Origin of the sequence: Streptomyces sp. NBC_01775, from assembly GCF_035917675.1 — a bacterium.
GTDB lineage: Bacteria > Actinomycetota > Actinomycetes > Streptomycetales > Streptomycetaceae > Streptomyces.
In genome coordinates, this window is record NZ_CP109104.1 from 7,893,971 (window position 1) to 7,907,574 (window position 13,604).

At 73.3% G+C, this 13,604-nt stretch carries 9 protein-coding genes; 3 read left to right on the plus strand and 6 right to left on the minus strand.

What is annotated here, in order from left to right:
- Positions 1-5 precede the first annotated feature (5 nt).
- From OHB04_RS34860 to OHB04_RS34880, 5 genes are read right to left on the minus strand one after another with little or no spacing between them, the layout of a single operon-like run.
- Positions 6-1,556: a serine/threonine-protein kinase gene (locus OHB04_RS34860; protein ID WP_326809015.1), complete on the minus strand. Its 1,551-nt coding sequence runs from the start codon at positions 1,554-1,556 to the stop codon at positions 6-8.
- Complete coding sequence (locus OHB04_RS34865; protein ID WP_326809016.1) at positions 1,553-4,069, minus strand: DUF3488 and transglutaminase-like domain-containing protein; 2,517 nt, start codon at positions 4,067-4,069, stop codon at positions 1,553-1,555. Before OHB04_RS34865 ends, OHB04_RS34860 begins: the two co-directional genes overlap by 4 nt.
- Positions 4,066-5,244 carry a DUF58 domain-containing protein gene (locus OHB04_RS34870; protein WP_326809017.1) on the minus strand — a complete coding sequence of 393 codons (1,179 nt, stop codon included), beginning with the start codon at positions 5,242-5,244 and terminating at the stop codon, positions 4,066-4,068. The genes OHB04_RS34865 and OHB04_RS34870 overlap by 4 nt, the downstream gene beginning before the upstream one ends.
- Positions 5,244-6,233, minus strand: coding sequence for an AAA family ATPase (locus OHB04_RS34875; RefSeq protein ID WP_326691628.1), 990 nt, complete (start codon positions 6,231-6,233; stop codon positions 5,244-5,246). The genes OHB04_RS34870 and OHB04_RS34875 overlap by 1 nt, the downstream gene beginning before the upstream one ends.
- The gene (locus OHB04_RS34880) at positions 6,224-8,641 is read right to left on the minus strand and encodes a fibronectin type III domain-containing protein (RefSeq protein ID WP_326809018.1); all 2,418 of its coding nucleotides are present in this window, start codon (positions 8,639-8,641) and stop codon (positions 6,224-6,226) included. The genes OHB04_RS34875 and OHB04_RS34880 overlap by 10 nt, the downstream gene beginning before the upstream one ends.
- Positions 8,642-9,041: 400 nt before the next feature.
- On the opposite strand from OHB04_RS34880, the gene OHB04_RS34885 reads away from it, so the two are divergent.
- Positions 9,042-9,821 (plus strand): C39 family peptidase, encoded by a 780-nt coding sequence (locus OHB04_RS34885; protein ID WP_326809019.1) that lies wholly within the window; start codon positions 9,042-9,044, stop codon positions 9,819-9,821.
- A 105-nt stretch (positions 9,822-9,926) separates the two neighbouring features.
- On the opposite strand, the gene OHB04_RS34890 is transcribed toward OHB04_RS34885, so the two are convergent.
- Positions 9,927-11,090, minus strand: coding sequence for an MFS transporter (locus OHB04_RS34890; protein ID WP_326691631.1), 1,164 nt, complete (start codon positions 11,088-11,090; stop codon positions 9,927-9,929).
- 279 nt (positions 11,091-11,369) lie between these two features.
- On the opposite strand from OHB04_RS34890, the gene OHB04_RS34895 reads away from it, so the two are divergent.
- Both OHB04_RS34895 and OHB04_RS34900 read left to right on the plus strand, forming a co-directional pair.
- Positions 11,370-12,236, plus strand: coding sequence for an AraC family transcriptional regulator (locus tag OHB04_RS34895; protein ID WP_326809020.1), 867 nt, complete (start codon positions 11,370-11,372; stop codon positions 12,234-12,236).
- A 192-nt stretch (positions 12,237-12,428) separates the two neighbouring features.
- A complete protein-coding gene (locus OHB04_RS34900; protein WP_326809021.1) occupies positions 12,429-13,604 on the plus strand; it encodes an FUSC family protein in 1,176 nt (391 codons plus the stop codon).

Genomic DNA, 13,604 nt, shown 5'->3' on the forward strand with positions numbered 1-13,604 from the left:
AACGCTCAGCCGGACGGCGCCGGGGACTCAGGGGTGGGGCTCGACCCGCCGCCCTGCTCCTTCTTCCCACCGCACACCGTCTCCGCCGCCGCCAGCCCCACGCTGCCGTCGGCGGTCTGCACCAGCGACGTCACCACGTAACAGGTGTCGGGCCTCGCCGCCGACGCGCTGAAGACGACGCTCGGCTCGTCCGCGCCCGTGTTCTTCACCTTCAGCGGCTCGCCGTCGGGTGTCTGCGCCGCGACGGCGTACCCGTAGACCGGCTGCGCCTTCTTCGGGGGACTCCAGGCCACCTGGACCTGTTCGCCGACGCGGTTGACGCTGATCCGCTGCGCCTGGAACGCGGGCAACTGCCCCTTCGGCAGGGGATGGGCCGAGCGCTGATCGCCCTTGGGACGGTCGCGCGCTGCCTTGGCGTCCTCGGAGGTGTTCGCGGCGCGGACCAGGAACAGCGCCAGCACGGCGCCGCCGACCAGCAGCAGCGCGCTCGACGCCGCGACCAGCCGGTTGCGGTTGCGGCGGCGCCGCGCGACCGCCTCCTCCGAGTCGGGGTCCTCGTCGGTCTCCGGCGGCGGCTCGGTCAGCGCGTCGTCGGCCGGATCCCAGCCCGGCGGCGGGGTCTCCGGCTCCGGCTCCGGCTGGAGATCGGGAACCCGCGAGGCGCAGGAGACCGGCAGCAGGGTCCGCAGGATCCGGTGCACCTCGGTCAGCGGCGGGCGGCCCTCCGGGTGCGGTGCCATCATCCGGTGCAGCAGCACGAGCAGCGGCTCGGGCACATCGTGCCGCTCCGGGCGCGGCACCCCGCCCTTGAGGACCTGCTCGTACACGGCGGCCGGCCCCCGGCGCGCCGCCTCCGCGTGCGCGGGCTCCCCGGCGAGGAGGGCGTAGAGCGTGGCGCCCAGGGCGTAGACGTCGGCCGCGGGGCCCGGGGCCTCCCAGCCGAACAACTCCCGTGCCGTGTACGCCGGGTCGAAGACCGCGCCCGTGTCCGGCGCGGCGCGCTGGAGGACCCGGCCCACCGCGTGGTCGGCGAGCAGGGCACCGCCCCCGTCGTCGTAGAGAATGTTGGCGGGGCGCACATCCAGGTGCAGCACCCCGGCGAGGTGCGAGGAGTGCAGCGCGAGCGCCAGCCGTATGCCGGCCACCAGGACGTCCTCGACGGACATGGCTCCGGAGGCGGCCAGCCTGGCCGCCGCGCTGCCGCCGGGGCACAACCGCTCGATCAGGTAGAGCTGTCCGGCACCGGTGAAGCCCGCGTCCTCGACGGTGACGGCACACGGGTGCTTGGCGGCGGCACCGGCCGCCAGCAGCTCGGAGTGCGCCGCCAGCCGCCGCGCGCCGTCCTGGACGACGGGCAGGAGCACCTTGACGACGAGGTCACGCGCCGAGGACTCCTCCCGGCACAGCACGGCGGTGGAGTGCCGGCCGGTGCCCAGCACCCGTTGGGCGCGGTAGCCGTCCGGCAGCGCGGGAAGCGTGGGCGGGGGGAGGTCGGGGGCGCTCGCCGCGACTCCGTCGTCCGCCCGGGGGCCGCCCCAGCTCGGGTTCCCGTTCACGGACTCTCACCTCTGTGACGTAGCTGGCGGAGCAGGGTGCGCGGATGCAGCGCCCTGCGGACCCGGGCCCGGCGTGGCACCGAGCGCAACACGACTTCTTCGACGGCGTCGCAGTGTCGCCAGGCGGCGTCGGCCGCCGCGCTGTCGGGCACGCGCCCCCCGTAGTCGACCTCGTTCACCAGCCGGGCGAGCGCGGGAAGTTGGTCGCTGCCGACGCCGCCGACCCGCTCGGTGCCGAAGGCCGCCACCTCCGTCGCGGTGTGGGCCGCGGTGGCGGGCAGCCCGATCTCGGTGAGGCGGTCGACGATCTGCCGCCACGCGCCGAGCACGCGCTGCCCCGGATCGCGTGCCCCCCGGCGTCTGCTGCGCCTGCGGTAGGGCATCCAGGCCGCGAACAGGCAGTAGGCCGCTGCCAGGAGCAGCACCGCGAGCGGGGCGTAGACCCAGGCGGGCAGTCCGCCTCCGGTGCCGGAGGCCGCGTCCTGACTGTCGCTCTTCTTGTCGCTGTCCTTCTGCTTCGGCGGCACGGAGGGACGGGGCTGCTCGGCCGCGTCCCGGTCCGCCTTCTCCCGCTTCTTGGGCTGGCCCGCGGGCGGCACCGAGGAGCGGTCCTTCGACGCCTGTCCGGGGGTGGGGTAGAACGGCACCCAGCCGATGCCCTTGAACCTCACCTCGGGCCAGGCGAGCGCGTCCCGCCCGGTCACCTGCCGGGTCCCGGCCGCCTTGCCCTTCCCGCCGTCCTTCGCCTCTCCCGGACGGAAGCCGACCGTGACCCGAGTGGGCAGCCCCAGCGAACGGGCCATGACGGCGAAGGCGGCGGCGAACTGCTCGGAGGTGCCGTGCTTGCCGGTGGTGAGGAAGAACTCCAGGTTGCGGTAGGCGTGTCCGGGCACGGACTTGGGGTCGTAGCGGTAGCGCTCGCGCAGCCAGGCCGCCAGCCGGGTCGCCTGCTGATACGGGTAGCTGCTGCCGGCCGTCGCCGTGGCGGCCAGCTTCGTGAACGTCTTGAACGAGGCGATCGGCTTTCCCGCCGCGTCGGTGCGCGGCAGGCTGGTGTACCGGCCGCCGGGCGCCGCCGCGTACTGGAGGCGCTTGACGTCGTACACCGGCTCCTGGGACACGGCGGTGTACGACAGCCCGGAGTTGACCTCGGTGCCGGTGGCCCCGCCGGCGCCCGTCGCCACGACGCCGCCGGCCGGGTCGACGACGAGATTCTCGCTGTCCTTGGCGTCCTTGCCGTCCTTGGTCTGTCCGTTCTTGTCCTGCCCGGCTTTGCCGCCGCGCACCGAGGTGACCGACGCGGGCCGGTCGGCGGCGGGCAGCCACATGCCGGGCAGGCCCTGAAGGGTGAACTTCTGCTCGACGCGCCGCGTGCGCCCCGGATCGGCGCCCGGCTCGGGCGGCACGCGCCCTCCCGAGCGGGCCAGTTCGGCACCGGAGGTCCACTTGACGCCGTCGTACCTGTCCAGGACGGCGAGCCGCCAGTTGTGGCCGCCGGGGGCGCGGACGGTGAACAGCCGCGTCTCGGGGCGCTGGAGCCAGGCGGGGACCTGGTCGAGCGGGCTGGTGCTCTGCGGGTGCACGGTCGGCGGCTTCACCTGGTGGCGCAGATCGTACGGTTCGCGCGTGTCCAGCCCCGGCAGCCGGGGGCCCAGCAGGGCCGCGGCGAGCGCGAGGACGGCGATCACGGGCAGGCCACCGGCCAGCGTCCGCACGGCACTTCGCCGCGCCGAGGGGGAGCGCAGCAGCACGAGCAGCGCCGCACAGGCGACCAGGCCCACGGCGGCCGGCCGGTTGGTGCCGGGCCCGTCGGCGCCCAGCACCAGCGGGAAACCGAAGGCCAGCACCGGCGGCAGGGCGGGCAGCAGCGGCCCGCGGGTGCGCAGCGCCAGCTCGGTGGCGGTCAGCGACGCCAGCCACACCACCGCGTGCGGCAGGACGAGGAAGTCGGGCCCGGTGGGCGCCGGGAGGATCGTGGTGAGGATCGCGTGCGGCGAATCCAGCAGCGCCGACCAGGACTCGGCCACCGCGCCGCCCGTCGGCAGCCCCCCTCCCGTGCTCCGGAACAGCGTCGCGCACGCCACGACCAGCCAGGCCACGGCGCCGAGCACCAGCGAGGGCCACAGCGGTGCCGGGCGCCCCTTGCGGCTCTGGAGCAGCAGCAGCCCCGTGGACAGGGCCATCGGGACGAGCACGGCGACCGGCACCACGGGCACGAGGGCGCCGGTGCCGAAGACCCGGTGGAAGCCCAGACCGCAGCTCGCCACCAGCCCGGCGACCGGCAGCAGCGACCACAGCCGCCGGGCCCGCGAGAGGGGACGCCGTGCTGAGGCGGCCGAGGTGGCGGGACCGCCGCCCGCGCCGGGTCCGCCGTCGGAGCTGTCAGGAGGCCCGACGGGACGGGGGGAGGAGGCGGAGCCGGGTGCCGCCGGGCGGGGCGGTGCCCACGACGGGCCGTCGTAGGTGGCGGGACGCTGCCCGGGAAGCGCTGTGGCGCGCGGGCTGGTACTCATCGGACGGCCTCCCACCGCCAGCCCGCGAGCAGCGCGTCCAGCGCGGAGACATGCAGCTGGGGCACGTCGGTACCCAGGGCTCTGCGCTCGGGGCCTTCGGGTACGTGCGCGTCGGCGCCGGCGCGCACCAGCACGGTCCGGTCGAAGCGCCGCCGCACGCGGTCCAGCGCCGTCAGCCCCGTCGCGTCCTCGGTGCCGCTGATCACCACCAGCGTGCCGCTGGCGCGCGAGCGCTCCAGGTCGTCGAAGGCCGCAGCGGCCGATGTCCTGGCCGAGCGCCGCACCAGCGCGAGCCGGTCCAGCAGCGCGTCGGCGTCGTTGCCGCCGCCGCCGTCGGTGCGCAGGATCGGGCCCGCGTCACCGAGGAGAGTCACGGGGAAGTGCGAGCGCGCGGCGGCGAACGCGACGGAAGCGGCGCTGTCCACCGCCAGTTCGAAGTCGTCCTCGGTGCGGTACGCCACGGCCCGGGTGTCGAGCACGACCGTGGTGTGCGGCAGGGAGACGTCCACGAGCTGCTTGACCATCAGCGTTCCGGTGCGCGCGCTGGAGCGCCAGTGCACCCGGCGCAGATCGTCGCCCAGGACGTACTCGCGCAGCGCGTGGAAGGTCAGCGAACCCTCGTCCGCCGTGTCCGAGGTCGGCCCCTCCACATGGTGGGCCTTCCCCGAGGGCAGCACCGGCAGCAGACAGACCCGGGGCCGCACCAGCAGCGTGTCCGTGCCCCCCTCGGCCGGGGCGAACACCCTTACCCGACGGGCCAGTCCGAGCGGATCGGCGCGCTCCAGCCGCAGCGGCCCGAGCGGAATCCTGCCGCGCCGCTCGGTGGGCAGCGCGTACAGCGCGGTGTGCTCCTCACCGGCAGCCAGCGAGGGAATCTCCAGGACGAGCGGGGTGTCGCCGCACATGTCGGTGAAACGCAGCCCCCGAAGCGTGCGGCTGCCGGTGTTGGTGAGCGTGACCGAGCCGTCCGCCCGCTCGCCGCGTGCGACCTTGCGTGGCGTGACCCGCCGCCGGGCCGCCAGCCGGGGCCCGCGCGCGGTCCACACCAGGGCCACGACCACGCCGAGCAGACAGGCGAACCCGAGCATCGCCGCCTCCTCGTACCCGAAGCCGTACCCCGCGCCGGTGAGCGCGGCGCCGCCGACCAGTGCCCCCCAACCCGTCGGCGACAGCATCAGAGCTGGGCCCCCGCCTGCGGTACCGGGACGGTCGCCAGGGCCTCCGCGATGACGTCCGCGCCGCTGCTGCCGCTCAGCTCCGCCTCGGGAGTGAGGATGAGCCGGTGCGCGAGCACCGGACCCGCCAGCGCCTTCACGTCCTCCGGCAGCGCGTACGCCCGCCCCTGGGACGCGGCCCGCACCCGTACGGCGCGCAGCAGCGCCACCGAGCCCCGGGGGCTCGCGCCGAGCCGGACCTCGGGCAGCTCACGGGTGGCCGCCACGACTCGCACCAGGTAGTCGTAGAGCTGCGGGGCGACCTGGATCTGCCGCGCGACCTGGATGAACTCAGAGATGTGCCGGCCCGTCGCGATCGTCGGAAGCTGGCCGATGCTCGTCTCGGAGGCGGCGCCCGACAGCACCGCCACCTCCGAGGCGTGGTCGGGGTAGCCGATGGTGACCCGCATCAGGAACCGGTCGAGCTGCGCCTCGGGCAGCGGGTAGGTGCCGCCCATGTCCACCGAGTTCTGCGTGGCGATCACCATGAAGGGGCGGGGGACCGGGTGGGTGGTGCCGTCAGCGGTCACCTGCCGCTCCTCCATGACCTCCAGCATCGAGGACTGGGTCTTGGGGGAGGCACGGTTGACCTCGTCCCCGAGCACGATGTTCGCGAAGACCGGGCCAGGCAGGAACTCGAACGTGCCGGTGTTCTGCCGGTAGATGGTCACGCCGGTGATGTCGGAGGGCAGCAGGTCGGGCGTGAACTGCACGCGGTGCCAGCTGGCTTCCAGCGAGGCGGCGAGACAGCGCGCCAGCGTCGTCTTGCCGGTGCCCGGCACGTCCTCGATGAGCAGGTGCCCCTCGGAGAACAGGCAGACGAGCGCCAGCTCCACCGTCTCCCGCTTGCCCTTGACGACACGTTCGATGTTGTCGCCCAGCGCGTGGAAGCACTGGGACAGGAGCGCCACCGAGTCGGTCGAGGCGCCACCGTTGTTTTCTAGTCGCATCGCCAGACCTCCGGTGAGAATTCGCCTTGTTTATGATTCTTGGTGCTCACCCACAGATCGCTCACGTAGGCGGTCTGCCCCTTCCACTCGACGCGGTCCCAGATCTTGCTCTTCCAGCCGTAGGTGTCGTGCACCTCCGGCGTCCCTTCCAGCTGGCAGATCACCTTGATGGCCGGGAGCTCGCCGGGGGGAATCTTGTCCACGCGCTGGCCCGCGGAAGAGCTGGGCTGGCTGCGCACACCCACGGCCGTGTCGTCGGCCACGTTGTCCGCGATCTCCAGGTTCATCGGCTGGGACAGATCGACCGTGAGGGCGGTGGAGCCGCCGGAGCCCGCCGCGTTGGCGGCGGCCACGGAGAGGTTGTAGGTCTTGTTGTTCGCCAGGCCTCTGAGGTCGAGTGCCGTCTTGTCCGTCGGCTTCGGAGCCCCACCGGCCCCCGACACCGTGTAAGTCGTCCCGTTCGCCCCGGCGTTGGCGGGCTTGTCCCAGGTCAGGTTGATGCCCCGGCCGCCCTGCGGGAAGGAGCGCGCGAGGTTCTGCGGAGCGCCGGGTGCCACGCACGGACGGGTGGGCCCGGAGCGGCCGGACTCCTTCGTGTCTCCGTCGGAGAACTCGGCGACGACGGTGAAGGTGTACTCCTTGCCGCACTCCCCACCGTTCACCTGGAAGGTGAACGGGCCCTCGGGGCCGACCTTGCCGGGCTTCACCTCGGCGCCCGCCGGTGCGCCCTTGAGCCGGTAGCCCGTCGGCTTCACCCCGGACGACGGGGAGAAGGTGACCGTGATGAAACCCGCGCCCGACTGTGCCTGCGGGGTGCCGGGCGGCACGGGCTTCGCGGTGTCGTCGGGGTTCTCCGGTTCGGGCTCGGGTTTGGGCTTCGGCTTGGGCCCCGGATCCGGCTTGCCCGGCGCGGGGTTGCCCGGCTTCTCCCGCCCTCCGGGCTTGCCGCCCGGCTTCGACCCGGGCCCGTCGGGCCCGTCGTTGTCGCCTCCCGGGCCGTTGGGTCCCGAGGGGCCTTCGGGCGCCGGGTTGGGGGCGTTCGGGCCCGGTGCGGGGCTGCGGTTGCCGCTGTCGCCGGGGATGTTCTCGCGGGGCTTGCGGCCCGAGGGCGCGTCGTCGTGGTACTTGCGCACGCGGTTGACCTCGCCCTTGGAGTTGATCACCACCGCCGTCGCGTTGTTCTCGTCGTTGACCCAGAGCAGGCCGTCGCGGACGAAGAGGCTGAGTTCGCCGTGCTTGCCAGTGACTTTGACGGGCTTCTCGATCGCCGCCGCCTCGGTGTCGTAGACCCGGAGGGTGCCGTTGCTGTGGTCGGGCACGTACACCTTCGAGCCGAGCACCTGGGGGGTGCCGTACTCGTGCTTCGACGCACCCACCGAAGCCGTCAGCAGCGCGCCCGTACGGGTGTTGACCAGCGTCATACGGCCGGACTTGCGCGCCAGCACGGGCACGATGTCACCGGCCGTCGACGGCGGTACGAGCACCGATCCCGGGGGCGCGTTCCTGATGTCGCGCGGCAGCTTGAAGCGCAGCCCGCGCCCCTTGCGGTGCAGCAGCGTGACGGTTCCGCCCTCGGTGTCGGTCACCACCGGGCGGCCGTCGGCCAGCGTCATCGCCAGGGCCGAGGCGCGCTTGCTCTTGCCGGAGATCTTGATCCCGTCGGCCTTCTTGGTGCGCGGACCGCCCTTCTTGCCGGGAACGACGGGCACGACGCGGCCCTTGGCGGGCTGCGGCACCCACAGCGTCCCCTTGGAGTCGGCGACCGCCTTGCCCAGCGGGCCCGCACCCAGGTCGACGGGGCCGCCGACCGGTGTCGTACGGACCGGGTCGATGCGCTGCACCGTGCTCTTGACGGGGTCGACGAGATACGCGTACGAGCCGCCTGCCACCAACTGGAGGCGGCCGGAGGCGTAGCGGGAGGACTGCTCGGCGGTCAGCTGGGAGGGGTCGATGCGGACTACCTTCCCCGTCTTCTTGTCCAGCACCAGGATGGTTTTGCCGTCCTGGGAGATCGACACCGGATGGTCGCCCATGCCGGGCAGCTTGACCTTGCCGTCCACGTCGCCGGTCAGCCCGTTGGCGTGCGCGGCCTCGCCGGTGCGGGAGCTGGTCAGCCAGGCGCCGATGTCGGACAGGTCGGGCACGGCGCCCGCCTTGCCGGAGCCGACGGCGATCGAGGTGCCGAGGAGCGCGCCGACCGAGCAGATCGCGATGTACCCCGTCGCCCTGCGGCGGCTGGGGCGAATCGCTGCCCAGGTGCTGGTCAGCGCCCCGGTGCAGCGGGCCCGTACGCTGGCCGGCCCTCGGCGGCCGGGCTCCTCGGAAGAACCGGCCGCCTCCTCGACGAGCCGCCGGGGACGCAGACCTCGCGTCCCGTCCTCCTCGGAGCTGTTCCGAGCATCCGACATCGACAGTCCCTCCCCCCGTTGCGCCTGCCTCGACCGCTTCGCGCCGTCAATGAAGCCGCCCTTCGAAGGTTAGCTCCCCAACTGCCCCGGAAGTCACCGCTCCCTGGCCTGCTGTGACAGGAGTATGACGTCAGCCGCATGTGTGGCGGTGCCGTCACTTCCGGTCACAAGCCTGTCATGGACAGTCCAGGAAGCGATGCTTCCGTGCCGGAAGTGGCCACTCTGAGGACAGAGCCCGCACCGACCGAGGCGCGGGCCATCGGGGGAGGTCGCTATGAACGGTACGGGACGTCGAATAAGGGCGCGCGACACCAGGGTCACCGTTGCCGGGGCCGCTGTCCTGGCACTTCTGGGGGCCGCGGCACTGACGGGGTGCGGTGAGGCGGACCCGGGTGAGCGCATGTCAGGCCCTCGGGCGGCCAAGGCGAGCCCCCGGGAGGGGATCGGTGTCCGCAAGGACCCGGTGGCGGCTCCGTCCGGCAAGCAGCTCGACGTGCCCTGGTACCAGGAGGAGCACTCGTGGTGGTGCGGTCCGGCCTCGTCGCGCCAGGCGCTCGCGACCTGGGTCGACAAGCCGATGACCCAGGAGAACCTGGCCGACTTGATGGTGACGGGAGTCCTCGAGCCCGAGACTCGCGCCATCACGGCTGTCACCGAAGGGATGAACACGGCCCTCAGCGGCAGCGGCTTGGGCGAGCCCTACGTCAACCGGGCCTTCGACGAGGACACTTCCAAGGGGGAGAAGGCCAAGCAGCTCCTGACCGACGCCAAGTCGACGATCGGCAGCCGCGGCCACGCCATGGTGGTCAACGTCCTGTCCACCGAGAACAACAAACTGCACTCGGCCTACCCGGACCGGAACGTGGGCCACTATGTGACCGTCCACGGCTACGACGCGGCGGGCAACCTCACCGTCACCGACCCGGCGGCCGATATGAGCGGCGACTACACGAACGTGCCGTCCACCTACACCGTCAGCGCCAACCACCTCGCCGGTCTCCTCAACGCGGGCGACGGCTCCCACTATTACAACTTCCTCCCGGCCCGCTCCATGGGGAGGCCCGGCAGCCCCGGCAAGGCAGGCAAGCATGCCGAACCCGGCAAGGCCGGCAAGCCTGCGAAGCCCGCCAACCCCGGTAAGGCAGGCAAGCTTTCACGGGAAGCGGGCGGCAAGCGCTGAGCCCGGAAGGCGGGGCCCGGCCCGCACCGCCGGGTCCGGGCCCCGCGTGTTCACCGCGGCCTCAGTGGTGGGCCGCGGATCTGGCGTGCGCGGCTGGGGGGCCGCTCACACGTCGCGTACCGGCAGCAGACCGACCACGAGGCCCGCCAGGGTGCAGACCGTCCCGGTGGCCACCACCGTGGTCCAGCCGCCGTGCGCCCACGCCAGCGAACCGGCCAGCGAGCCGAGGGCGATCCCGAGGAAGCGGCAGGTGAAGTAGAGGGTGTTGAGGCGACTGTGCACAGTTGGGTCCAGCGTGAACAGCACGGTCTGGCACACCGCCTGACTGCCCCAGACGCCCACGTCCACCACGATCACGCCCGCGATCAGCCACCACAGCCCGGTGCCGCCCGGCAGCAGGAGCAGCCACCCCACGGCCACCAGCCCGATGAGCGCGGCCAGTGCGCCCCGGCGCCCGAGCCGGTCGGCCGCCCGCCCGGCCCACGGAGAGGCGAGCGCGCTGGCCGCGGCCACCAGGCCGAACAGCCCGGTCGCGGCGGAGCCGAAGTGGAAGCCGTGCTCCAGCAAGAACGTCAGCGCCGTCCAGAAAGCGCCGAACGCGATGCCCACCAGCGCTCCGGATGCGACGATCCGCGCCACCAGCGGGTGGGCGGCGAGCCGGGGCAGCGAGGCCAGCGAGGCGCGGTAGCCCGTGGCGCCGGCGGGCGGGGCAGCGGGCAGGGCCCGCCGCAGGGCGCACACGAGCGTGAGGGTCAAGGCGGCGGAGCAGACGTACACGCCCCGCCACCCGACCGCCTCGGCGAGCGCGCCCGAGTAGGCGCGGGAGGCCAGCACCCCGATCAGCAGCCCGCCTTGCACGGTGCCGACGACCCGGCCACGCGCGCCCTTGCCGCCGCCGGTCCCGCCGGTCCCGCTGTCTTCGCCTGTCGCGGCCAGCGCGACGGCGAGCGGCGCCACCAACTGCGGGACGGGGGAGAGCAGGCCGAGCGCGAAGCTCGCCATGATCAGCCACCGCACCGTGGGCGCCGACGCGCACGCGACCAGCGCGACGGTGGACGCCGCGCCCAGGCGGAGGATCAGCCGCCGCCGGTCACCGCTGTCCCCGGCCGGGACGAGCAGCAAGATGCCCGCCGCGTACCCCAGCTGCGTGGCCATGGGGACTGCCCCGAGGAGATCGGGCCCGGCCTCGAACGAGCGGGCGAGGGAGGCCAGGAGGGGCTGGCTCAGGTAGACGTTGGCGGCCGTGACGGCGGCGGCCGTCGCCAGCATGAGCGTCGGCGTGCGGAGCGGACGGGCGGGGCGGGGGCGAGTGCGCCGGTTTCCGGTGCGGGCGGGCGTTCTGTTCCCAGTGGGCGTCTTGTTCACATGGTCCGACGCTAGGCCGGACCGCCGGTGGCATACTTTCGCTGTCCCGCCATCATCTGTCGGAACCGCGCCAAACCGTCTCAGGCCGCTTGAGCCGCTGCACCGCTTGGGGCCCGCCGTCGGACCGTGACAGAGGCGGCGACAGCACGCCCCTCCGCACCGAGAGCCCCGGGAACACGCGCCATGTACGGCAAGAGCGAGAATCGCGACGACTACCAGGACGTGCCCAGGCCCGTCGCCGCCATGGCCCGGAACCTGCCCGACGGGCACCACATTCCCGCACACCGCCACCGGCGCGCCCAGCTGATCTACGGCACCTCCGGCGCGATCACCGTCGCCACCGACCACGGCGTCTGGGTCGTTCCCGCGACCCGGGGCGCCTGGCTCCCGGCGGGCCTCACCCACGCGATGACCTGCGCCGGAGCCGTCGCCATGCGCACCCTCTACATCGAGCCCGCCTCGGCGGGCCACCTGCCCGCACACCCGACCGTCGTCTCCGTCCCGCCCCTGCTGCGCGAACTCATGGACGAGGCGACCCGGCTGCCGGTCGAGTACGACACGGAGGGCCGCGACGGGAAGGTGATGGAGCTGCTCCTGCTCGAGCTGGCCCCGCACCCCGTACCGGCACTGCGTCTGCCCGCGCCCGAGGACCCTCAGCTCGCCGCCCTCTGCGCCGAGATCCGGCGGGAGCCGGCCGCCCCGTGGACGACGCCGCGCGCCGCGGCCCGTGCCCGTATGAGCCCGCGCAGTCTCCAGCGCAGGTTCCCCGACGCCACCGGGATGAGCCTGGCCCACTGGGTGCAGCAGTCCCGCCTCGTCCACGCGGTCACGCTGCTCGCTCGCGGCGAGCCGGTCACGGCCGTCGCGGGCGCGGTCGGGTACGCCACCCCCAGCGCCTTCACCGCGATGTTCCACCGCGCCCTCGGCACCACCCCGACCGCCTACTTCGGCGGCTCCCCGGAGCGGGCCGGCTCCACCGAGCGCTCCGGCGGCACCGGCTGGCGCGGCCCGCCCAGGGCTCCCCGAGATGTGACGGCTCGCCAGGCATGATTCCTCCGTACTCTCTTACGTCCCTTTTTGGTGCTCTCATCCGTGTTCGAGGCGGGTGTGCCGGGGGCGACCGCCCAGGATTTCCGCCGTACGGCAAGTCGTAGGTGCGATCGGCCCCGCATGTGGCACTCGTTCGCGCGGCGGACGAACCGGGGTTCGCGCGGAGAACGAACCGAGAGGAGTGAGGCCACGGTGAGCTGGAAGGACCAGTGGCGGAGCCGGGCTCCCCAGCGCATCCGGGACAGCCTGGGCAGGGCGAGGAGCGGCCCGGGGCCCGAGCGGGACACCGCGCTGCTGCTGCTCAAGAGCGGCGCCGCCGGAGTGCTGGCGTGGGGACTGGCCCAGTACGTGATCGCCTCCCCTCAGCCCACCTACGCACCGTTCACCGCCTTGCTGGTGGTGCAGTCGACCGCCTACCGCTCCTTGATGCAGTCCTTCCGCTACGTCCTCGCGGTGGTGCTGGGAGTCGTGGCGGCGGGCCTGGTCGGGCCGCTGCTGGGGGAGAACGCGGGTGCCTTCGCGGTGATGCTGGCCATCACGCTGGTCCTCGGCCGCTGGCAGCGGCTGGGCAGCCAGGGCCTTCAGGTCTCCGTCGCGGGTGTGTTCGCCTACAACGCGCTCCTGGGCACCCGCGAGTCCATGCTGTGGGAGATCATCATGATGGCGCTGCTGGGCGCCGGTGTCGGTATAGGGATCAGCATGTTCGTCCTGCCCCCGCTGCGCTACCGCACGGCGGCAAGCGGCGTCGAAGAGGTTTCCAACGCCACCCAGACGCTGCTCAAGGACATGGCCGACGGTCTGGACGACGGGCTGCCCGACAGTGAGACCGCGGAGGACTGGCTGCACCGCGCGCGCCAGCTGGACGACACCCTCGCCTCGGCGCGCGAGGCCGTCGAGCACGGCGCCGAGAGCGTCGTCCTCAACCCGCGCAGGCTGCTGCACCCGCGCTCGGTGCCGCGGAGCTTCGCCGGGTACCGCACCCTGATGGAGTCCCTGGGCAGGGCGGGCGAACAGATCCGCAGCATCGCCTACGGCCTGCTGCGCGTACGCGAGCAGGACCCGTCGGTGTGTCCGAGTGCGGACTTCCTGCGCGCCTACGGAGAGCTGCTGGCCACGCTCTCCCGTGCCGCCGGACTGATCGGCTCGCTCCAGGAATCCATGGAGGAGGCAGAGGAGGGAGCGAAGGGCGAGGACCCGCTCATCGACACCCTGGAGAGGGGCCGCGAGCAGCACCGCCGGCTCGCCGATGAGGCCGAGGGCGCGGCCTGGCCGAGCCACGGCGTTCTGCTCACCGACGCCGACCGGCTCCTGGTCGAGTTCGGCCACGCCCATGAGCAGGGCGCCACCCAGCCGCTGTGCGAGGAGTGA

Coding starts and splice junctions, on each gene's coding strand:
- OHB04_RS34895 (WP_326809020.1), top strand. CDS start 11,370: ATGTACGGCAAGAGCGAGAATCGCGACGACTACCAGGACGTGCCCAGG.
- OHB04_RS34865 (WP_326809016.1), bottom strand. CDS start 4,069: ATGAGTACCAGCCCGCGCGCCACAGCGCTTCCCGGGCAGCGTCCCGCC.
- OHB04_RS34885 (WP_326809019.1), top strand. CDS start 9,042: ATGTCAGGCCCTCGGGCGGCCAAGGCGAGCCCCCGGGAGGGGATCGGT.
- OHB04_RS34890 (WP_326691631.1), bottom strand. CDS start 11,090: ATGCTGGCGACGGCCGCCGCCGTCACGGCCGCCAACGTCTACCTGAGC.
- OHB04_RS34875 (WP_326691628.1), bottom strand. CDS start 6,233: ATGCGACTAGAAAACAACGGTGGCGCCTCGACCGACTCGGTGGCGCTC.
- OHB04_RS34880 (WP_326809018.1), bottom strand. CDS start 8,641: ATGTCGGATGCTCGGAACAGCTCCGAGGAGGACGGGACGCGAGGTCTG.
- OHB04_RS34870 (WP_326809017.1), bottom strand. CDS start 5,244: ATGCTGTCGCCGACGGGTTGGGGGGCACTGGTCGGCGGCGCCGCGCTC.